The sequence below is a fragment of the Nonomuraea sp. NPDC003754 genome (genome assembly GCF_053605785.1).
Map to the genome: position 1 here is coordinate 106,583 of NZ_JBSGJX010000017.1, position 20,673 is coordinate 127,255.

The 20,673-nt window shown below is 71.9% G+C and carries 21 protein-coding genes; 10 read left to right on the top strand and 11 right to left on the bottom strand.

What is annotated here, in order from left to right:
* Positions 1-9 precede the first annotated feature (9 nt).
* The 3 genes from ACWEVS_RS22235 to ACWEVS_RS22245 are packed head-to-tail and all read left to right on the top strand — an operon-like array spanning position 10 to position 4,008.
* A complete protein-coding gene (locus ACWEVS_RS22235; protein ID WP_452412937.1) occupies positions 10-1,590 on the top strand; it encodes a PucR family transcriptional regulator in 1,581 nt (526 codons plus the stop codon).
* A gap of 40 nt (positions 1,591-1,630) precedes the next feature.
* A complete protein-coding gene (locus ACWEVS_RS22240) occupies positions 1,631-3,124 on the top strand; it encodes a beta-N-acetylhexosaminidase (protein ID WP_449921208.1) in 1,494 nt (497 codons plus the stop codon).
* A gap of 44 nt (positions 3,125-3,168) precedes the next feature.
* Positions 3,169-4,008, top strand: a complete 840-nt coding sequence (locus ACWEVS_RS22245; RefSeq protein WP_449921211.1) for a deoxyribonuclease IV — start codon at positions 3,169-3,171, stop codon at positions 4,006-4,008.
* A gap of 314 nt (positions 4,009-4,322) precedes the next feature.
* Here the strand turns inward: ACWEVS_RS22245 and ACWEVS_RS22250 are convergent, their stop codons facing one another.
* The 5 genes from ACWEVS_RS22250 to ACWEVS_RS22270 all read right to left on the bottom strand — a co-directional run bounded on the left by ACWEVS_RS22250 (position 4,323) and on the right by ACWEVS_RS22270 (position 8,819).
* Entirely contained in the window at positions 4,323-5,882 is a 1,560-nt protein-coding gene (locus ACWEVS_RS22250) for a sodium:solute symporter family transporter (RefSeq protein ID WP_452553067.1), read from the bottom strand.
* The gene (locus ACWEVS_RS22255; RefSeq protein ID WP_452553069.1) at positions 5,879-6,196 is read right to left on the bottom strand and encodes a hypothetical protein; all 318 of its coding nucleotides are present in this window, start codon (positions 6,194-6,196) and stop codon (positions 5,879-5,881) included. Before ACWEVS_RS22255 ends, ACWEVS_RS22250 begins: the two co-directional genes overlap by 4 nt.
* On the bottom strand, positions 6,193-6,930 hold the full coding sequence (locus ACWEVS_RS22260) for a LytR/AlgR family response regulator transcription factor (protein ID WP_354910099.1): 738 nt from the start codon (positions 6,928-6,930) through the stop codon (positions 6,193-6,195). The genes ACWEVS_RS22255 and ACWEVS_RS22260 overlap by 4 nt, the downstream gene beginning before the upstream one ends.
* 66 nt (positions 6,931-6,996) lie before the next feature.
* The gene (locus ACWEVS_RS22265; protein WP_449921222.1) at positions 6,997-8,133 is read right to left on the bottom strand and encodes a sensor histidine kinase; all 1,137 of its coding nucleotides are present in this window, start codon (positions 8,131-8,133) and stop codon (positions 6,997-6,999) included.
* Between the two features lie 53 nt (positions 8,134-8,186).
* Complete coding sequence (locus tag ACWEVS_RS22270) at positions 8,187-8,819, bottom strand: molybdopterin-dependent oxidoreductase (protein ID WP_449921224.1); 633 nt, start codon at positions 8,817-8,819, stop codon at positions 8,187-8,189.
* Between the two features lie 217 nt (positions 8,820-9,036).
* Here ACWEVS_RS22270 and aroF point away from each other — a divergent pair, with 217 nt between their 5' ends.
* Positions 9,037-10,071: a 3-deoxy-7-phosphoheptulonate synthase gene (aroF, locus tag ACWEVS_RS22275; protein WP_452553071.1), complete on the top strand. Its 1,035-nt coding sequence runs from the start codon at positions 9,037-9,039 to the stop codon at positions 10,069-10,071.
* A 118-nt stretch (positions 10,072-10,189) separates the two neighbouring features.
* Positions 10,190-10,480 (top strand): YiaA/YiaB family inner membrane protein, encoded by a 291-nt coding sequence (locus ACWEVS_RS22280; protein WP_452553073.1) that lies wholly within the window; start codon positions 10,190-10,192, stop codon positions 10,478-10,480.
* Between the two features lie 60 nt (positions 10,481-10,540).
* Here the strand turns inward: ACWEVS_RS22280 and ACWEVS_RS22285 are convergent, their stop codons facing one another.
* Positions 10,541-10,897: an amidohydrolase family protein gene (locus ACWEVS_RS22285; RefSeq protein WP_452553075.1), complete on the bottom strand. Its 357-nt coding sequence runs from the start codon at positions 10,895-10,897 to the stop codon at positions 10,541-10,543.
* On the opposite strand from ACWEVS_RS22285, the gene ACWEVS_RS22290 reads away from it, so the two are divergent.
* Positions 10,785-11,072: a cytosine permease gene (locus ACWEVS_RS22290; RefSeq protein ID WP_452553077.1), complete on the top strand. Its 288-nt coding sequence runs from the start codon at positions 10,785-10,787 to the stop codon at positions 11,070-11,072. The two genes, ACWEVS_RS22285 and ACWEVS_RS22290, sit on opposite strands and share 113 nt — an antisense overlap.
* 409 nt (positions 11,073-11,481) lie before the next feature.
* Here ACWEVS_RS22290 and thiI read toward each other — a convergent pair whose 3' ends face one another.
* The 3 genes from thiI to macS form a co-directional block, all read right to left on the bottom strand.
* The gene (gene thiI, locus ACWEVS_RS22295) at positions 11,482-12,678 is read right to left on the bottom strand and encodes a tRNA uracil 4-sulfurtransferase ThiI (RefSeq protein WP_449921237.1); all 1,197 of its coding nucleotides are present in this window, start codon (positions 12,676-12,678) and stop codon (positions 11,482-11,484) included.
* 111 nt (positions 12,679-12,789) lie between these two features.
* A complete protein-coding gene (locus ACWEVS_RS22300) occupies positions 12,790-13,425 on the bottom strand; it encodes a response regulator transcription factor (RefSeq protein ID WP_354910087.1) in 636 nt (211 codons plus the stop codon).
* A gap of 25 nt (positions 13,426-13,450) precedes the next feature.
* A complete protein-coding gene (gene macS, locus ACWEVS_RS22305; RefSeq protein ID WP_452412931.1) occupies positions 13,451-14,560 on the bottom strand; it encodes a MacS family sensor histidine kinase in 1,110 nt (369 codons plus the stop codon).
* Between the two features lie 115 nt (positions 14,561-14,675).
* On the opposite strand from macS, the gene ACWEVS_RS22310 reads away from it, so the two are divergent.
* Positions 14,676-15,731 carry an MHYT domain-containing protein gene (locus ACWEVS_RS22310; protein WP_449921243.1) on the top strand — a complete coding sequence of 352 codons (1,056 nt, stop codon included), beginning with the start codon at positions 14,676-14,678 and terminating at the stop codon, positions 15,729-15,731.
* Between the two features lie 232 nt (positions 15,732-15,963).
* Here the strand turns inward: ACWEVS_RS22310 and ACWEVS_RS22315 are convergent, their stop codons facing one another.
* The gene (locus ACWEVS_RS22315; RefSeq protein WP_354910081.1) at positions 15,964-16,989 is read right to left on the bottom strand and encodes a 6-phosphofructokinase; all 1,026 of its coding nucleotides are present in this window, start codon (positions 16,987-16,989) and stop codon (positions 15,964-15,966) included.
* Between the two features lie 384 nt (positions 16,990-17,373).
* Between ACWEVS_RS22315 and ACWEVS_RS22320 the strand changes: the two genes are divergently transcribed.
* Positions 17,374-18,084 (top strand): Clp protease N-terminal domain-containing protein, encoded by a 711-nt coding sequence (locus ACWEVS_RS22320; RefSeq protein ID WP_449921246.1) that lies wholly within the window; start codon positions 17,374-17,376, stop codon positions 18,082-18,084.
* Here ACWEVS_RS22320 and ACWEVS_RS22325 read toward each other — a convergent pair.
* On the bottom strand, positions 18,081-19,016 hold the full coding sequence (locus ACWEVS_RS22325; RefSeq protein WP_452553079.1) for a lactonase family protein: 936 nt from the start codon (positions 19,014-19,016) through the stop codon (positions 18,081-18,083). The two genes, ACWEVS_RS22320 and ACWEVS_RS22325, sit on opposite strands and share 4 nt — an antisense overlap.
* Before the next feature lie 22 nt (positions 19,017-19,038).
* On the opposite strand from ACWEVS_RS22325, the gene ACWEVS_RS22330 reads away from it, so the two are divergent.
* Both ACWEVS_RS22330 and ACWEVS_RS22335 read left to right on the top strand, forming a co-directional pair.
* Positions 19,039-19,962 (top strand): bifunctional helix-turn-helix transcriptional regulator/GNAT family N-acetyltransferase, encoded by a 924-nt coding sequence (locus tag ACWEVS_RS22330; protein ID WP_452553080.1) that lies wholly within the window; start codon positions 19,039-19,041, stop codon positions 19,960-19,962.
* An 81-nt stretch (positions 19,963-20,043) separates the two neighbouring features.
* On the top strand, positions 20,044-20,673 hold the full coding sequence (locus ACWEVS_RS22335; RefSeq protein ID WP_452553082.1) for an N-acetyltransferase family protein: 630 nt from the start codon (positions 20,044-20,046) through the stop codon (positions 20,671-20,673).

Sequence of the window (20,673 nt, forward strand, 5' to 3'; positions counted from 1 at the left end):
CATGCTCCAATGCACGTCCCGTTCACCCATCGGTTACCCTCCGAGTACATGCGGCTCAACGCGTTGCTCGGCATGACCGAGCTGGGCCTGTCCGTCGTGGCAGGTCACGACGATCTGGAGCGGCCCATCAGGTGGGTCGTCACCACCGACCTGCTCGATCCGGGCCGCTATCTCAGCGGCGGCGAGCTGGTCCTCACCGGGCTGATCTGGCGGCGCGCGCCCGCCGACAGCGAAACCTTCGTCAGGGCGCTGGCCAGGGCCGGCGCCTCGGGGCTCGGCGCCTGCGAGGCGCGCAGCGGCGATCTGCCCGCCGACCTGGTCGACGCCTGCCGCCGGCATCGGATGCCGCTCTTCCACGTGCCGCAGGCGCTGTCGTTCGCCGAGGTGACCGAGCACATCGTGCGGCACCTGTCCACGGCCAGGGCCTCCGACGTGACCGCGGTCCTCGACCGGCACCGCCAGCTCGTCTCGGGGGCGGGGCTCGACCCCGTCCTGGAGATGATCGGGCGTGACCTCGGCATGCGGTGCTGGGTCCTCACCTCGTCGGGGCGCCTGGTGTCGGGCTCGAGCCCGCTGGACCGCGACACGGCCGCCGCCATGGCCAGGACCTTCCTGACCGTCAAGCGGCTGCCCTGCTCGCGGAACGGGTACTCGATCTTCCCCGTGGACGAGCAGACCACCTCCAGGGTGGCCGACTGGTTCGTCGCCGTCGAGGGCTGCTTCACCGACTGGCCGGAGGAGCGTCAGGCGCTGGCGGGCGAGCTGGCCGCCGTCGCCGCTCTGGAGCGGGTCAGGCTGGACGACCGGCTCAGCCCGGAGGGGCGCATCGCCCAGGAACTGGTGCGCCTGGTGGTCACCGAGGGCAGGCCCAGCGACATCCTGCCCCGGCTGGAGGTCACCGGCCTGGCGGGGGCGCCGGGCTACGTCGCCCTGGCCGCCGCCGCGCACGGCGCGCTGCGCCCCGCCGAGCTGCGCGCCGTCGTCAAGGAGATCCTCTACGCGGCCACGCCCGGCGGCACCGGCCCGCCGCCGGGCGACCGACTGACTCCGCTGGCGATCGGCGTCGTCGGCGAGGAGGCGCTCGCGCTCGTGCCCTGCGACGATCCCGGCCTCACCGAGCGGGTCCGCGCCGCCGTGCGCGAGCTGGCCCCTGGGCTGGCCGGGGCCCGCCTGACGGTGGGCGTCAGCGGCACGGCCCCTGTCGAGGGGTTGCGCGGCGCGGTCGAGGAGGCCAGGTACGCCCGCCGGATGGCCGAGGGCAAGCCCGGGCCCGACGCCGTCGTGGGCCAGGACGAGCTGGCGACGCACGTCCTGCTGCTGGCGTCGGTGCCGGACGAGGTCCGCCACATGTTCAGGGTGCGCCTGCTCGACCCGTTGCGCTCCTACGACCAGGTGCACAAGGCCGACCTGGTCGGCACGCTGGAGGCCTTCCTGCAGTGCTCGGGTTCGTGGACCAGGTGCTCGGAGTTGCTGCACGTCCACGTCAACACCCTGCGCTACCGCATCCAGCGCATCCAGGACCTGACCGGAAGGGACCTGTCGCGCCTCGAGGACCGGGTGGACTTCTTCCTCGCCCTCCGCCTGCAGTAGGTGATATATGTAAAGAAACCTTACAATTCGGGAGGGCCCGTTGCCGCACCGCCGACTCGCCGCGCTCATGACGGCCTCCGCCCTCGCCGCCGGGTGCGCGGCCGACGCGCAGGACCCGACGAGCCCGGCCCTGGTCCCGCTGCCCGTCTCCGTGCGGGCGAGCGAGGGCGGCTTCACCCTGGACGCCGGCGCGCGGATCGGGGTGCGCGAGGCGAGCGGGGTGCCCGTCGCCGAAGGGCTGGCCCGGCTGCTGCGCAGGGCCACCGGCTACGCGCTGCCCGTCGTACGGCAGGAGGCGGAGATCACCCTGGAGGTGACGAGCCGGCCCCCGGCGGGCGGTCTCGGCCAGGAGGGCTACACCCTCGACGTCACCCCCGAGCGGGTACGGCTGGCCGCCGCCACCCCCGAGGGCCTGTTCCGCGGCGTGCAGACGCTCCGCCAGCTCCTGCCCCCGAAGGTCGAGAGCGCCGGCCCGCAGCCGGGGCCGTGGACGATCGACGGCGTCCGCGTCGAGGACCGGCCGCGCTTCCCCTACCGCGGCGTCATGCTCGACGTCGCCCGCCACTTCTTCACCGTCGAGCAGGTCAAGCGCTACATCGACCTGGCCGTCGCCTACAAGGTCAACCACCTGCACCTGCACCTCACCGACGACCAGGGCTGGCGCATCGAGATCAAGAGCTGGCCCCGCCTGGCGGCCGACGGCTTCTACACCCAGGACGACTACCGCGAGATCGTGCGCTACGCCGCCGAGCGGTTCGTCACCGTCGTGCCCGAGATCGACACGCCCGGGCACACCAACGCGGCCCTGGCCGCCTACGCCGAGCTCAACTGCGACGGCAGGGCGCGGGAGCCGTACAGGGGGAGGGAGGTGGGCTTCAGCTCGCTGTGCACGAGCAAGGAGGTCACCTACCGCTTCCTCGACGACGTCGTGCGCGAGGTGGCCGCGCTGACGCCGGGGCCGTACCTGAACCTGGGCGGCGACGAGGCGCACAGCACCGACCCCGAGGACTACGAGAAGTTCGTCACGCGCGCCCACCAGATCGTCGACAAGTACGGCAAGCGCCTGACCGGCTGGGCGGAGATGACCTCGGGCGAGGTGGCCCAGCACTGGAACCCCCGCGAGCCCGACCGCGCCGTGGCTGCCGTGACCAGGGGGGCCAAGCTGATCATGTCGCCCGCCGACCGCTCCTACCTGGACATGAAATACACCGCCGGTACCGACTACGGCCTGGACTGGGCTGGACTGGTCGAGGTCGGCGACAGCTACGCGTGGGATCCGGCCACCCTCGTCGAGGGCGTGACCGAGAAGGACATCCTGGGCGTCGAGGCCCCGCTGTGGACGGAGACGCTGGAGACGCCCGACGCGCTGGAGTACATGGCCTACCCGCGCCTGCCCGGCATCGCCGAGATCGGCTGGTCGCCCGCCGCCGCCCGCTCCTGGGAGGACTACCGGGGACGGCTGGCCGCCCAGGCGCCCCGCTGGCAGGCACAGTCGGTGACCTTCTACCGCTCCCCCGAGGTGCCCTGGCACTGACTCCCACCTGGGATGTCACCGCGTGCGCCTAGACTGGCCCCATCATGAGCGCTACATCTCTCATCGGCGGACACGTCTCCGTCACCGGCGGCCTGGCCACGGGCGGCCTGAAGTACATGGCCGAGATCGGCGCCGAGATGGTCCAGGTGTTCGTCACCAACCCGCGCGGCTGGGCCCTGGCGGCGGGCAGACCCGAGCAGGACGCCAAGCTGGCCGAGTCCGGCGTCCTGTCCTTCATCCACACGCCCTACCTGGTCAACTTCGGCTCGCCGAGCCCCGAGACGCTGGCCAACTCGATCGCCGTCACCCGCCACACGCTGCGGCGCGGGGTCGAGACCGGCTCCAGGGGCGTGGTCGTCCACACGGGCTCGGCGGTCAGCCAGTCCCGCGACGACGCGCTGCGCCAGTTGCGCGAGCACCTGCTGCCGCTGCTGGAGGAGATCCCCGACGACGGCCCCGACCTGCTGCTGGAGCCGATGGCGGGCCAGGGCGCGATGCTGTGCGCCACCGTCCAGGACCTGGAGCCCTACCTGGCGGCGCTCGACTGGCATCCCAAGGCCGGCGTCTGCCTCGACACCTGCCACGCCTTCGCGGCGGGCCACGACCTGGCCGCCGCCGACGGGGTCACGCAGACCTTCGACGCCCTCCACCGGATCGCGCCGGGACGGCTGAAGCTGATCCACGCCAACGACTCCAAGGACGTGTGCGGGTCGAAGAAGGACCGCCACGAGAACATCGGCGCGGGCCACATCGGCGCGCAGCCGTTCGCCGACCTGATGCGGCACCCTGCGGTGGCGGGCGTGCCGATCTGCATCGAGACGCCGGGCAAGGCCGACAAGCACCGCGACGACATCGAGCTGCTGAAGAAGCTGCGCGACTCCTGAGCTCCGCCGGGCCCGTGGAGACGTAAAGGGGCGCGCCGCTCGCGCGATCCGGCCGCCCCCGTATGGCCGGATCGCGGTTCAGCACGCGGCCACAGCGGGCGCCCCTTCACGTCTACGGCGTGCGGGCCCTACCCCCCGGTAAAGGGCCCGACCACCGTTCGGTGACCGGCAGGTCACCGGAGGGATCCGCGCATCAGGCCCGTATGAGCCGGGTGGCTCGTCCCTCTGATGCGGCGGAGTGGCTCTCCGATGCGGAAACACTACGGTCGCGATCTTGCAGCTGAAACCCCGTTGGGCGACAGCTCGGTAAACGGTCAGTAGTCATCGATGTACGGAGAGTATTGCCGCGACGAGCGGTCGTTCCCGGACGACGAGTGGTCGTCGGCGGGGCCCGCGATCGGTTCGGGCAGGTGCATCCTGGCCATCATCCGATCCACCCCCATAGGTACCCGACCTGGTGTGACCAGGGAAATCACCACCATCGCGACGAAGGCGAGCGGCACGGTGAACGCCATGTGATACACGGACACCGCCCCCAGTTTCACGCCTGCCAGGTCGCCGGCGGCGAGGGCCGCGGTGAGCCCGCCGCCCACCACCAGCCCGGCTGCGGCGCCCGCGGCGGTCAGCCGCCGCCACCAGATGCCGAGCACCAGCAACGGGCAGAAGGTCGCCGCCGACAGGCAGAACCCGAACAGCACGCCGATCACGGAGGTGCCGGGGGTGGTGAGCGAGGTGAGGGTCAGCGCCGCCAGCGCCACGGCGGCCGTGGCGAAGCGGAAGGCGCCCACGCCCGCTCTCGTCACGCAGGCCGACACGGCGCCGCTCACGGCGGCCAGCACGCCGCAGGAGGTGGCCAGGAAGGCGGCGAAGGCCCCGGCCGCCAGCAGCCCGGTCAGCACGTCTCCGGCCGTCCCCGGCAGCAGCGCCCCGGGCAGCAGCAGCACGACCTCCTCCTCGCGGGCGCCGGGCACGTGCACCCGGCCGAGGATGCCGTACAGCGGCGGCACCAGGAAGAAGACGCCGAGCAGCACCTGGGTGGCCACGATCGAGCGCCGCGCGGCGCGCGCGTCGCCGTTGGCGTAGACGCGCACGATGATGTGCGGCAGCCCCATGGTGCCGAGCGCGCACACCAGCAGCACGGCCAGCACACCCGGCAGCGAGGGCTCGCCCGCCCCCGCCAGCGCCTCCCCGTACGGCGCCGCCAACCCCTCGAACCCCTCCAACCCCGCCGTCGCCCGCGCCCCGCCCCGCCCCCCGCACCGCCAGGCGCACCACAGCACCAGCGCGACCCCGGTGAAGACGACCAGCTTGAGCCAGTACTGCACCGCCTGCACGCTGGTCACGCTGCCCATGCCCCCGGCCAGCGTGACGACGACCGAGACGAGCGTGACCGAGACCCAGCCCGTCCACGTCGGCATCCCGGTCAGCACGCGCAGCACCACCCCCGCCGAGTGGAGCTGGGCGACGAGGTAGAGCAGGCCGATCGCCAGCACATGCCAGGTGGCGAACCTGCGCAGGGCGACCGACCCGAGCCGCCACTGGGCGAAGTCGGGCAGCGTGAAGGTGCCCGAGCGGCGCAGCGGCGCCACCACCAGGGCGATGACGACGACGTAGCCCGCCGCCGCGCCCACCGGGTACCACAGCGCCGACGCGCCGTGCAGGGCGATCAGGCCGGCCAGCCCCAGGCAGGCCGCGGCCGAGGTGAACTCCGCGCTGATCGCCGCCCCGTTCCACCACGGCCGGACGGTCCGCGCCGCCACGTAGAACTCCGCGGCGCTGGTGTAGCGCCGCGGCCGCACCACGCCGACGACCACCGAGATGACCACCACGAACGCGATGCCGACCGCCGACGCGGCGACGCTGCCGCCGCTCACCTGTCGCGTTCCGCGCGTTCCGCCCGTCTGAGCTGGAGCACGGCCAGCACCACCCACAGCGGCTGGACGGCCATCGTCACCACCAGCCAGTCGCCCCGCGCCGTCAGCAGCGGCAGGGCGACCAGCGCGGCGAGCACCGCCGCGACCGTGGCCAGCGCGATCCTGGCCTGCCTGCCCATGAGCGCCCTGACCCGCGCGTCACTGACGGCACCGTCAGAGGCGAGCGGCACGGGGGCCCGCGGCACGACGGCACGCCGCCGGGGACCGCGCCGAAGAGCGGGCCGCCTGACCACGAGCACCCGCCTGCCGCTCACGTGAACGCCTTGTACTGCCGCACCAGCTGCTCCCTGACCTGCCTGGTGTGGCGGCGGCTGACGGGCAGCGTCTCCCTGCCGACGGTCAGCGTCACCCGGCCGCCGTCGAACCGCAGCTCGCTGACATGGCGGGCGGACACCAGCGTGCTGCGGTGCACCCTGATGAAGCCCGCGCCCGCCCACCGGCGCTCCAGCGCGGCCAGCGACATGCGCACCAGGTAGCCGCCGTCCGGCGTGTGCAGGCGCACGTAGTCGCCCTTGGCCTCGGCGTACCACACCGCCTGCTGCGGCACGAACCTGGTGACCCCGCCGAGCTCGACCGGGATGACGTCGTCACAGCCGTGGTCGGCGGCGGGGGCGGCGGCCGCCTCGAGCCTGCGCACCGTCTCGGCGAGGCGTTCGGCGCGCACCGGCTTGAGGAGGTAGTCGACCGCCTCGAGCTCGAAGGCCTGCACCGCGCAGTCGTCGTGGGCGGTCACGAACACCAGCCGGGGCGGACTGGGGAAACCGCCGATCAGCCGGGCCAGGTCGAGCCCGTCGAGCCCCGGCATGCGGATGTCGAGGAAGACGCCGTCGAGCCGCTCTCCCGCCCCGATCATCTGCACCATGTCCTGCAGCGCCGTGACACCGTCCGAGGCCGTCGCGACATGCTCGACCCTGGCGTCCTGACGGAGCAGGTAGGCCAGCTCCGCCAAGGCGGGGACCTCGTCGTCGACGGCCAGCACGCGTAGCATGACCTTTACGCTGCCTCAAGAACGCGCACGTCACAAGTGACACGCCAGCTTTGCGTAAAGATTTGACTACAAAGAGCTATGGTGGCTCTTGGGCACGCGGAGCCTCACCTTGGTGCCGGCGCCGACGCCGGTCTCCACGACCAGGCCGTAGTCCTCGCCGTAGATCTGCCGCATCCTGACGTCCACGTTCGCCAGGCCGATGCCGCCGCCCCCGCGGTGCGGGTCGTCGTCCAGCAGCCGGCGGGCGGTCTCGGGTTCCATGCCCGTGCCGTCGTCCTCGACCGTGATGTGCGCCTCGGGGCCGGCGTCGCGGACCACGATCCTGACCTCGCCGACGCCGTCGCGGCCGCCCATGCCGTGCTTGATGGCGTTCTCCACCAGCGGCTGCAGGCACAGGAACGGCACCGGCACCGGCAGCACCTCGGGCGCGACCTGCACGCTGAAGCGCAGCCGGTCGCCGAAGCGGGCCCGCTCCAGCAGCAGGTAGCGGTCCACGCAGGTCAGCTCGTCGGCCAGGGTGGTGAAGTCGCGGGCCCTGCGCAGCGCGTAGCGGGAGAAGTCGGCGAAGTCGAGGATGAGCTCGCGGGCCCGGCACGGGTCGGTCCTGACGAACGAGGCGATCGTGGTCAGCGCGTTGTAGACGAAGTGCGGGGAGATCTGGGCGCGCAGCGCGCGCAGCTCCGCCTCCATCGCCCGCCGCCTGGAGGAGTCGAGCTCGGCCAGCTCCAGCTGCCCCGACACCCACCTGCCCACTTCGGTGACCGTGCGCACCAGCGCCGCGCTCACCTGCCGGTCGTAGGCGGCCAGCGCGCCCACCACCGTGCCCTCGACCGTCAGCGGGACCACGACCGCGCCGTTCGGTTCGCCCGCGAACACGTGCGGCCGCCCGGAGGCCAGCGAGGCGCGCGCGTGCGCCAGCACCTCCTCGGGGCAGGCCCCGTCGCAGGCGAGCGCCGCGTCCGTGGAGGTGATCGCGACGGCCGAGGTGCCGAGCAGCGCCCGCAGATGCCGTACGGCCCTGCGCGCCGACTCCCGTGTCAGCCCCGTCCGCAGCGCGGGTGCCGCCAGCGCCGCCACGTGCAGCGTGGTGAAGGTGGCCGCACCCTTCCAGCGGCCCTCGGGGAGCACGGGACGCCTTCTGGCCAGGGCGAACCCCGCGACGAACGCGAAGGCGGCCAGAACCGCGCAAGCCGTGGTCGACATGCGCGTAACGGTAGCCAACAACGCACTGTGTCCGGGCGGGAACGGAGCGAGAGCTAGGGCGGCGGGCCCTCCCCCGGCTCCTCCTGGTAGGAGTAGCGCTGCTCCTTCCACGGGTCGGCCACGTTGTGGTAGCCGCGTTCCTCCCAGAAGCCGCGCCTGTCCTCGACCAGGTACTCCACCGCGCGCACCCACTTGACGCTCTTCCACGCGTACAGGTGCGGGACGACGATGCGCAGCGGGAAGCCTCGCTCGGGCGCCAGCGGCTTCTCGTCCAGCTCCGTGGCGAAGAGCGTGCCGGGTGCGGTCAGGTCGGACATCCTGAGGTTGGCGCTGTAGCCGTACTCCGCCCAGATCATCACGTGGCGGACGCCGGCGGCCGGCGGCGCGGCCGCGATGATCGTCTGCGGGGTGACGCCCGACCACTCGTTGCCCATGAGTGAGAACTTGGTCACGCAGTGGAAGTCGGCCAGAACCGACGTCCGGGGCAGTCGCCCGAAGTCCGTCCAGGTGAAGCGGTGCTCCTCGCCCGACGCCGTCGCGCCGAAGACCCGGAAGTCCCAGGTGTCCGGCTTGAAACGGGGCACCCGGCCGTAGTGGATGACGGGTCGGCCGCGTGGGATGTACTGGCCTGGGGGCAGGCGCGACTCCTCCACGATCACTCCCTCACCGACTGTGTTCCAGGCCATCCTCCCATCCCGGGTGCGGCGTCGCGGACGCGGTGCCTGGCTTGTCAGGTCTCCGGCATGCGCTACTATTGCCGGACTATGCGGATCACCTTCCTGTTTTGGTATGGCGACGGACCCGATCGGACCGTTCGCCATCTGGTGATGCGCTAGCACACAGGCGAACGAAGGCCCCGGGTCCATGAGGACCCGGGGCCTTCGTCATTTTCGAGGAGAGAACATGGTCATCGTGATGGGCTCCGAGGCGACGCAGGGCGACGTCGAGGCGGTGGTCGGCCTCGTGCAGGCGGCAGGCGTGGAGGCGTTCGTCAGCAGGGGGGTGCAGCGCACGATCATCGGGCTGGTAGGCGACGTCACGCAGCTCAGCGCCGTCAACCTACGCGGCATGAGCGGGGTGCGCGACGTCATGCGGGTGTCGACGCCGTACAAGCTGGTGAGCAGGGAGAACCACCCGGACAGGTCCACCGTGCACGTCGGCGGGGTGCCGATCGGCCCCGACACCGTGACGCTCATCGCGGGGCCCTGCGCGGTGGAGACGCCGCAGCAGACGCTCGAGGCCGCCCAGATGGCCAAGGCCGCGGGCGCGACACTGCTGCGGGGCGGCGCCTACAAGCCGCGCACCTCCCCGTACGCCTTCCAGGGGCTCGGGGAGAAGGGGTTGCGCATCCTCGCCGACGTGCGCGAGGAGACGGGGCTGCCGGTCGTGACCGAGGTCGTGGACGCCCACGACGTCGACCTCGTCGCCTCCTACGCCGACATGCTGCAGGTCGGCACGCGCAACGCGCAGAACTTCGCGCTGCTGCAGGCGGTCGGCGCGGCGGGCAAGCCGGTCATGCTGAAGCGCGGCATGAACGCCACCATCGAGGAGTGGCTCATGGCCGCCGAGTACATCGCCCAGCGCGGCAACCTCGACATCGTGCTGTGCGAGCGCGGCATCCGCACCTTCGAGACCGCCACCCGCAACACCCTGGACGTCTCCGCCGTCCCGGTCGCCCAGCGGCTCTCGCACCTGCCGGTCATCATCGACCCGTCCCACTCGGGCGGCCGCCGCGACCTGGTGCTGCCGCTGACCCGCGCGGCGATCGCGGTCGGCGCCGACGGCGTCATCGTGGACGTGCACCCGCACCCCGAGCAGGCGCTGTGCGACGGCCCGCAGGCCCTGGTCGACGGTGACCTGCGCGAGCTGGCCACGACCATGCGGACCTTCCCCGCCCTGCTGGGCAAGGGCCTGACCGGCGACACGGTCGCGGTCTGACCAGGCAGGGGGCTCAGGGCTGGTACGGCCGGCGCGCCACGAACCGCCTGCCGTACTCATGAGTAACTAAGTATTTCTCCGCATGTGTCGGGCACTCGTGGCGTCTCATCATCGAGCCATGAGCAAACCGATCCAGCCCTCCCAGACCACCGCCTACTACGTGCAGGCGGTCCTGTCCTTCGGCGTGTCGCTCGCCGCCGTGGCGATCGGCGTGGCCTACCTGCCGGTCTCCGGATGGATCAGGGCTTTCCTGACCGTCGGCGTCCTTTACGTGATCACGTCGGCGTTCACGCTGGCCAAGGTGGTACGCGACCGGCAGGAGCTGAGCGCGATGACCAACCGGGTCGACCAGGCGCGCCTCGACAAGCTCCTCGCCGAGCACGATCCCTTCAAGGTCGACACCCCCTGAGCGCGACGGCCCCCCTGATGGGACGGACCTCTGACGGGACGGACCCCTTGACGGGACGGCTCACAGGCTCGCGTCGCGGTGGGTGAGACGCCCGTCGAGGACGGTGAGCAGCACGGGCAGGTCGGGCAGGCCGGTGGCGGCGGTGGTGAGCGGGTCGCCGGCGAGGACGGTGAGGTCGGCGCGGTGGCCGAGCCCGATCCGGCCTGCCTGGCGCTCCTCGCCCGCCGCGTAGGCGGCGTTGACCGTCATGCCCCGCAGCGCCTCCAGAGCGGTGAGCGCCTGGCCGGGGCCGTGCGGGGGCTGGGTGAGGTCGCGGCTGGGCCGGCGGTGGCGGGCACCCGCGCTCGACCAGCTCGCAGGCGGCGTCCTCCAGGAGCAGGCCGGTGGGCCGGCCCTCGTCGCCGGTGTCACCCTCATCGCCTCCGGCCCGCTGTCGTACACCACCAGCGCCGACTTCTCCCGCTACCTGCCCCGCGCCTCGTCACCGAAGGCGATCGTGGGATGGACCGCCCTGGGCAGCTTCCTGCCCAGCGTCATCGTCTGTTCCCTGGGCGCGTTCGCCGCGACCGCGGTCGACATGACCGACCCGTAGACCGCGCTGGAGAAGATCCTGCCCGGCTGGTTCACGCCCGCCTTCCTGCTTGCGCTGGTCCTCGGCACGATCGCCATCAACGCCCTGACCGCCTACAGCGCCGGCATGGCCCTGCAGGCCGTCGGCGTCCGCGTCCGCCGCTCCCTCAGCGTGATCGTCGACGGAGCCGTCGCCGTCGCCCTGACCCTGTACGCGCTGCTCGTCTCCGACTTCCTCGGCACCGTCAGCGACGTCCTGCAGCTGACCCGTGGGCATGGTCGTCGCCGCGGCGCTCTACGCGCTCCTCATGCGGCGACCGATCCGCGACGGCCTCGGGCCGGGCCGGGAGGAGACCCCGCCCGCTCACCGGGCCTGATAATCCCCCCGCTCCTCTGGCATGGGACTGCCGGGCATGGGACGCCGTGGCCCGTCAGAGGGTGTATTCCTGGATCGAGTCGGCGAGCTGCACCACGAGCTCCTCCGCGTCGAGGCGCTTCTCGATCAGCTTGAGGTCCTCGATCTTGGCACGGGTCTCGGCGCGCTTGGGCGCCAGCAGGCTGCAGCAGTCCTCGTCGGGCAGCTCGGAGATCTCCAGCGTGCCGATCCGCCGGGCCTCGGCCATGATCTCGGTCTTGTCCCAGCCGATCAGCGGTCGCAGGATCGGCAAGTCGACCGCGTTGTCCTGGGCGGTGATGTTCTGCAGCGTCTGGGAGGAGACCTGGCCGAGCGCGTCGCCGGTGACGAGCGCGCCCGCCCTGATGCGGTGGGCGACCTCCTCGGCCGTCTTCAGCATGAGCCGGCGCTGGGCGATCACGGCCAGCCGGTCCTGCCCTGAGGTCCTGATCGACTGCTGTGCCTTGCCGAACGGCACGACCCACAGCCGCGACTTGCCCTGGAAGCGGTCGAGCCTGCGCACCAGCGCGTACGCCTTGTAGATCGACTCGGAGGTGGTGAAGGGGATGCCGGAGAAGTGCAGGAAGTCGACGTGGAGCCCGCGGCGCATCATGCGGTAGGCGGCCACGGGCGAGTCGATGCCGCCGGACATCAGCACCAGGGCCCTGCCGCTGCTGCCCACCGGCAGGCCGCCCTGCCCGGGCAGCCCGTCGGTGAAGACGAAGACCTCGTCGCGGTCGACCTCGATGTAGACGGTCAGCTCGGGGTTCTTCAGGTCGACGGGCAGGCCGTAGGTGTCGTTGATGGTGCCGCCGACCAGCCGGTCGAGCTCGTTGGAGCGCAGCGGGAAGCGCTTGTCGCGGCGGCGCGAGCGCACCGCGAACTTGGCGCCCCGCCTGACCTCCTCGCGGTCCCTGATCAGCTCCAGCGCGGCCTTGACGACCGTGTCGGGGTCCTTGGCGACCCGCCACGCGCGGTGGATCCACACCAGGCCCGGCACGTCGGTCACGCGCTGGGCCACCTGGTCGGCGACCTCGACGCCGGTGCCCTCGGGCAGGAAGATCGCGATGACGCCGTGGCGCTGGCGCACGTCGGTCTTGAGGTCGAAGTCCTTCAGGGCGGCGCGGATGTTGCCGACGAGCCTGCGCTCGAACAGCTCGCGGTTCTTGCCTTTCAGGACGATCTCCCCCAGCTTGAGCAGCACGCACGGCTCGCCCAGGGCGGACATCGTCATGGCGGGAACCTCCGGGAGGAATGTGGGAACGCGGCCCCATCTGCAACGCCGCGACCTTACGAGTTTAGTCCGCCGCGCGGCGGCGAGACCCGCCCGGCGTGCGGTCGTCCGTCAGAGGTCCTCGTCAAGCCCCTGCTCGATCGCGTAACGGACCAGCTCGACGCGGTTGTGGAGCTGGAGCTTGTTGAGCGTGTTCTGGACGTGGTTCTGCACCGTGCGATGGCTGAGCACGAGCCGGTCGGCGATCTGCCTGTAGGACAGCCCCTTGGCCACCAGGCGCAGCACCTCGGTCTCCCGGTCGGTCAGCCGGGGACCCTCCGGCCGCGTGCGCGACTCGGCGGCCAGCCGGCGGTACTCCCCCAGCACCAGCCCCGCGAGCCCGGGCGTGAAGACCGCGTCGCCCACGGCGGTCCGCGCCACCGCGTCGAGGAACTCCTCCCGGCCGGCCGACTTGACCAGGTAGCCGCAGGCGCCGGCTTTCACCGCCTCCAGCACGTCCTCCTGCTCGGCGCTCGCCGACAGCACCAGGATCTTCACCCCGGGCAGCCCTCTGGCCACCTGCGCCCCCGACAGATCGGGCAACTGCAGGTCGAGGACGACCACGTCGGGCCTGACCGCCTCGGCCACCCGGAGCGCCTGCCGTCCCTCGCCCACGGCGGCGACCACCTCGTACCCCGCCTCGGCCAGGTCCCTGGCCACCGCGTCGCGCCACATGGGATGGTCGTCGACCACCATCACCCGCACCATGCCGTCACTCTAAGGGCCGCCACCTTCAGGACCGCCGGCGAAGCGGCGCGGGCACGGTGATCTCCACCTCGGTGCCCTCGCCGGGCGTGGACAGGATCGACACCCTGCCGCCCAGATCGGCCACCCGGCCCTTGATCGACTGGGCGACGCCGAGCCTCCCGTCGGCGCGCGCCTGCTCCAGCCGTCCTGCGGCGATGCCGGGGCCCTCGTCGCGCACGCTGACCGTCACCTCGCCGTCGCCCTCCTCGGCGAACACCCAGGCCCGCGCCCGCTCGCCGCAGTGGGCGCGCACGTTGTCCAGCGCCGCCCGTACGGCGGCCGCCGTCTCCTCGGCCACGCCGGTGGGCAGGACCAGCGGCGTGGCCGGCGTGGAGATCGTCACCTGGGCCGAGCCGAACCTCATGAGCAGCGCCCGCAGATCCGCCGCCCCCGTCGGCGCGGTCCGCACCGCGACCAGCTCGCGCAGCGCGGCCTCCTGCTCCCCGGCCAGCCTGCCCAGCTCGGCCGCCTCGCCGCCGAGCTCCTGACCACGGCGCTTGACCAGCGCCAGCACCTGCAGCACCGAGTCGTGGATGCCGCGGGCCAGCCGTTCGCGTTCGCGCTGGGCGGCCTCCATCTCGACGGCGCGCTGCATGCGTTCCTCGGCCCGTACCGCGAGGCGCGCCACGTGCCCGACGACGACTCCCGCCATGAACAGCAGGACCGCCCCGTTGATCAGGATCGGGGAGCCGGGCCCCGCCATCCGCACCCAGAGGTCGGTGCCCGCCACGATCGCCGCCGCCACCCCGCCCAGGCGGCGCCCGCCGTACACGGCCCAGGCCAGGACGGGGCCGGCGATCCAGATCGCGGGGACCGGCATGCTGCCGAGCTGCCCCTGGAAGGAACCCTGCACGTACGGCGTGGCCAGCAGGCAGCCCAGCGCCACCAGCATGTCGACGGTCAGCAGCGGCCAGCCGCGCAGGGCCTCGACGGAGTAGCAGACGGTGGCGGCCGCGGTCCACAGCGCCATGATCGCGATGACCGTCCAGCCGGCGACCGGGTGGGCGAAGCCCTCGTGCTGGAGCATCAGCACCGCCGCGTAGATCAGCGACGCGACCCTGAAGACCGCGATCGCCCGCCAGAAGGCATCGCCCATGAGAGGTTCTCACGTTTCCGACAGAGGAGATTGACAGATAGTTGAGCTATCCATGCAAATGGGATAGACGCGCTGCGACAATCCGGAAGATCCCTATGGCAAGGATTGTCACAACATGAATCATTTCACCCAGGGTCCGCTCACGCCGATCCTCGCGTACGTGATGTCGTGTATGGGCTCGATGCTCGGCCTACGGCTCACCGCTCAGGCCAACGCCTCGACCGGCTCCTCGCGTGCGCGATGGCTCATCGGCGCGGCCATCTCCATCGGCGGCACCGGCATCTGGGTCATGCACTTCATCGCCATGATGGGCTTCGACGTCGAGGGCACCGAGATCAGGTACGACGTCCCGCTCACCGTCGCCTCGGCGCTGGTGGCCGTCGTCGTGGTCGGCGCGGGACTGTTCCTGGTCTCCTTCGGCCGCGCCAAGGTGCTCGCCCTGCTCGGCGGCGGCCTGCTGACCGGGCTCGGCGTGGCCGCCATGCACTACATGGGCATGTACGCCATGAACATGTCGGCCCACGTCACCTACGACCCGACGTTCGTGGGCGCCTCCGTCGTCATCGCGGTCGTCGCCGCGACGGTCGCTCTATGGTTCACCCTGCGCGTCAGGCGGGCCCTGGCGATCACCGGCGCCGCGCTGATCATGGGTGTCGCCGTCGCCGGCATGCACTACACGGGCATGTTCGGGATGAGCGTCCAGCTCCACACCGCATCCGGGCACGTGGCCGGCGCGGACGCGCTGTCCTTTCTCGTGCCGTTGATGACGGTGGTCAGCCTCATCACGCTGACCATGCTGCTGATGGTCATCCTGTCTCCGTCGCAGGCGGAGATGCAGGAGGACGCCGAGCTGATGGCCCGCCTCGAGAGGCGCCGCCAGGCGGCCGAGAGCGCCCAGACCCTTCGCGCGCCCGTGCCCGCGGGCCCGCCCGCGCAGGGCCGGTCGCAGCGCGGCCGCCCCCCGCAGGGCCTGCCCCCGCAGGGCCTGCCCGAGCAGGGGCGGCCCGTGCACGGGCGGCAGGAGCGCGGCCGTGCCGCGCAGGGGCTGGGCGAGCAGGGACGGCCGGAGTACGGCAGACCCGAGTACGGCGCCGCCCCACAGGCGGGCGGCCCCCTCCCTAGAAGGACGCAGGCGCCCTACGGCCGGCCCCAGCAGCACCCACGGGGTTGAGACATCCGCACGCGAGGGCCGCGGCGGCCGGGGCGATCCCGGATCCGCCGCGGCCCTCGCGGCGTTTCTCCCGGCCCTCCGGCCTGCGGGGACGGCGAGAGCGACAGCATCCGGCGGGTACGGCTCGCCCCCTTCATCATGGGCCGCGACAATCAGGGGCGAGCCGTACCCGGAGGGAATGGAGCGGTCTCCCGCTCTGCCCTCACGGTACGGCCCGCCACTTGCAATCCGCTTAACCGAAGAAGACCTCGGCCTCCTCGTAGCGCTCGACCGGGACGGTCTTCAGCTCCGAGGTGGCCTCGTCGAGCCCCACGCGCACGATGTCGGTGCCGCGCAGCGCCACCATCGTGCCGAAGTCGCCGGCGTGGACCGCGTCGATGGCCTGCAGCCCGAACCTGGTGGCCAGCACCCTGTCGAAGGCGGTCGGCGTGCCGCCGCGCTGGATGTGGCCGAGCACGGTCGTGCGGGCCTCCTTGCCGGTGCGCTTCTCGATCTCCTTGGCCAGCATCTCGCCGATGCCGCCGAGCCGTACGTGGCCGAAGGCGTCGAGCTCGCTCGCCTGCAGTGTCATCTGGCCCTCGAGGGGGTGGGCGCCCTCGGCGACCACGATGATCGGTGAGTAGCGCGTGCGGAAGCGCGACTCGACGTACTCGCAGACACGGTCGATGTCGAACGGCTTCTCGGGGATGAGGATGACGTTGGCACCGCCTGCCATGCCCGCGTGCAGCGCGATCCAGCCCGCGTGACGGCCCATGACTTCGCAGATCAGCGCCCTGTGGTGGGACTCGGCGGTGGTGTGGAGCCGGTCGATGGCCTCGGTGGCGATGTTGACGGCGGTGTCGAAGCCGAAGGTGTAGTCGGTGCCGGACAGGTCGTTGTCGATGGTCTTGGGCACGCCGACCACCTTGACCTCACGGTCGGACAACTGGCGGGCGACACCGAGGGTGTCCTCGCCGCCGATGGCGATCAAGGCGTCGATCCCGCTCGCGGTGAGGTTGTCCTTGATCCGGTCGACGCCACCCTCGATCTTGATCGGGTTCGTGCGGGACGAACCCAGAATCGTGCCACCCCGCGGCAGGATCCCTCGCACGGCCTGGATGTCGAGCGGCATGGTGTCGCCCTCGAGGGGGCCGCGCCAGCCGTCCCTGAAGCCGACGAACTCGTGCCCGTAAACGCTGACACCCTTGCGAACAACAGCCCTGATCACAGCATTGAGACCGGGGCAGTCGCCGCCTCCGGTGAGCACTCCAATACGCATGGCGGGTTCCTCCCGATGGGGTTCACGGCCAAACTGCTGGGGCGGTGCCTTCGACGTATCGCCGATGCAACGCATTGTGCCCCTTGGTACCGGCAATGGTCTAGACCAAAAGGCGGGTGCCGTGCGCGGTCCGACGCCGGACGCGGGCACGACAGGCGTGACCGCGCCGGCCGACACCGGGGAGGGGCGGATCGGGTCGCGTGGTCACGAGGAGTTCCCTGCCCATCCTGGCCGGATCGAACACGCGCCGGAGGAGATCATCCGGCGGCGCCCGCGGCGCGGCGTACCGCTCCAGGACGGGGTATCGACGGACTCACCGGCGAGCGGCGGACCGAGCGTCAACCAACGGTTGACGACCCTTTATCGTCAACCTATGGTTGACGAATGGAGAACACCGTCAGGCTCGACGACCTGATCTCAGCGATCAAGACCCGCGGCGGCGATCCGCTCGACCAGCTGTCCGACGCGGTCACGCTCGGCGAACACCTCGGCGACGTCGCCGACCACCTCATCGGCCACTTCGTGGACCAGGCGCGGCATTCGGGCGCCTCCTGGACGGAGATCGGCCGCAGCATGGGCGTGAGCAAGCAGGCCGCGCAGAAGCGGTTCGTGTCGAAGGACGGCCCCACCCTGGCCGAGGACCTGCGCAACTACGCCCGCTTCACCGAGCGCGCCCGCCACGTGGTCGTCCAGGCCCAGGCGGAGGCGCGCGACGGCGGGCACGACCAGATCGAGGTGGGCCACCTCGTGCTCGGCCTCCTGCACGAGCCCGAGGGCATCGCCGCCAAGATCATGGTCACGCTCGGGGCGAGCCCCACGGCCGTGCGGGAGGCGGTGACGCCGCCGGCCGGGTCAGGCGCGCCCGACATGATCGCCTTCTCCGCCCAGGCCACCAAGGCGCTCGAACTCACCCTGCGTGAGGCGCTACGGCTCGGCCACAACTACGTGGGCACCGAGCACATCCTCCTGGGCGTCCTGTCGCTGGAGGAGGGCCCCGCGACGGCGGCGCTGACCGGCCTGGGCGTGACCAAGGAGGCGGTGGAGCCGGAGATCAGGCGGCTGCTGAGCGCGATCCTCGCGGCCAGGCCTGACTAGCGGGGCAGCACGCAGGCGGGCGCGACCACCTCGATGCGCCCGCCCGTCGGCCGGGGCAGGCCGCCGTGCAGTGACAGCACGGAGACCGCGTCGTCGGTCTGGTTGGCCACGTACATGGCGGCGCCGTCGATGGCGAAGTGCCGGGGCCAGGCGCCGCCGCTGGACACCTCCGTCACCGGCGCCAGATCGGTCCTGCGCAGGACCGCGATCGTGTCGGGGCCGCGGTTGGCGACATAGACGTAGTCGTCGGCCGCCTCGATGTGCGAGGGATAGTTCGTGCCCGGCGCCTGGCTGGCGGGGGCGGCCGCCAGCTCGTTCCAGTGGCTGTCGTAGCTGCGCACCATGGCGTCGAGCTCGCCGGCCACGTGGCAGCGGTCGCCGTCGAACACCAGGTGGCGGGGGCCCATCCCGGCGGGCAGCTTCACGAACTCCAGCGCGCGGCCGTCGAGCGCGTAGCGGCGGATCTCGTCGGTGCCGAGATCGCACACGTGCAGCACGTCCTGATGGAAGACGATCTGGTGGGCGTGGGGCCGCTCCTGCCGTTCCCACACCGGACCGGAACCGCGGTGGGTGAGCACGACGGGTTCACCGGCGAAGGCGCCGTTCTCGTCGAGCTCGTGCAGGCTCACGACGCCGTCGCCGTAGTTGGCCACCGCCAGCAGCCGCCCGCCCGGATGCACGGCCACATGGCACGGCTGGCCGCCCTCGCTGGAGCGCTCGCCGAGCGGGGCCGGCCGGTCGGCGGCCACCGAGTAGGCGCTCACGGTGCCGCGGTCGTCCTCGCCCACGGCGTACAGCACCGGCATCGCGGGATGGAAGGCAAGGAAGGAGGCCTTGTGGGCCGCGGCGCGCGCGAGCACGGTCAGGTCCTTGCCCGCGACCACGATGTCGGGACCGTATCCACCAATGAACAGGTGCTTCACAACAGACATCCTCTCATGCTTGACTGTGTCAATGAACTCATTGACCGAGGCAAGGATCGCTGAGATCAGGGCCTTCAATCGCTTCTACACCAAGGTGATCGGCGTCCTGCAGCTCGGCATGCTCGATTCGCCCTACTCCCTGACCGAGGTGAGGGTGCTGTTCGAGCTCGCCAGCGCCGAGGGGCCGGCGCTGGAGGCGGGCGAGCTGCGGCGCATGCTCGACCTCGACGCCGGATACCTGAGCAGGATCCTGGCCAGGTTCGAGGCCGACGGCCTGCTCGTCAGGGAGCGGTCCTCGAGCGACGCCCGCAAGCAGGTCGTCCGGCTCACCGAGGCCGGCACGACCACCTTCGCCGGGCTCGACCGGCGCCAGAGCGAGCGGATCAGCCAGTTGCTCGACGGGCTCGGCGAGGAGGAGCAGGCGCGGCTCGTCGCGGCGATGTCGTCGATCAGGAAGACGCTCGGCCGGGAGGCGGCCGCCTCGCGCGTGCCGTACGTCATCAGGCCGCCGCGCACGGGCGACCTCGGATGGGCCGTCTGGCGGCACGCGGCGCTGTACGGCAAGGAGTACGGCTGGGGCCTCGAGTTCGAGAAGGTCGTCGCGCGCATCGTCAGCGAGTACGACCCGGCCAGGGACACGGGCTGGATCGCCGAGATCGACGGGGAGCCGGTCGGCTCGGTGTTCTGCGTGCACAAGGACGACACCACCGCGCAGCTGCGGATGCTGCTGGTGGAGCCCGCGGCGCGCGGGCTCGGCCTGGGGCGGCGGCTGGTGGAGGAGTGCCTGCGGCACGCGCGGGAGTCGGGGTACAAGCGGATCGTGCTGTGGACCAGGGACTCGCTGGTGAGCGCGCGCAGGATCTACCAGGCGGCGGGCTTCAGCCTGGACTCGGAGGAGACGTCGGTCGAGAACGGGGTGGACGTCGTCGAGCAGGTCTGGTCCCTCGACCTCTGAAGCGGGCCCGCACTCCCCGGCCCGCGGATTGCGGTAGATCAGGAGGGGATGCCGCGTCCCCGACGACAGGAGAGACCCTTGATGACACTGGCCGAGCTGCTGTCCGACGTGGCGGCGGGCAGGCTTCCCCCCGCCGACGGCACGGTGACGATCGTGCCGCAACCCAGCCACCGCGACATGGGCGTGATCGCCTTCACCGCGCACAGCGTGGTCTTCGCCGACCTCGACCACGGCTGGCTGCGCGACAGGCTGCCCGACGACGACCTGTCCGCGCCGCTGAACCCGCCGTTCCTGCGGGCGCTGGAGCTGGAGACCGGCAGGACGGTCGACAACCTCGACGCGCTCCTGCTCGCCCGGCCGCTGGCAGGGCCGCCGCCCGCCGGGCTCACCGAGATCACCGACGACGGCCATCCCCGCGTGGCGCGCGCCATGCGGCACCGCGACGCCGTACGCGTGTGGGCCGGCGAGGAGGGCGTGCTGGTGATCGGCAGGGGCGTGGCGGGGCGGTGGGAGGTCGCGGTGGAGGTCGATCCCGCCCACCGGGGGCGCGGCGTGGGCAGGAAGCTGGCCGCGGCGGCCCGCGCGCTGTGCGACGAGCCGCTGTGGGCGCAGGTCGCCCCTGGCAACGCGGCCAGCCTGCGCGCCTTCCTGGCGGCGGGGTTCACGCCCGTGGGCGCCGAGGCGCTGCTGGTCGCCGACGAAACTCGGTAA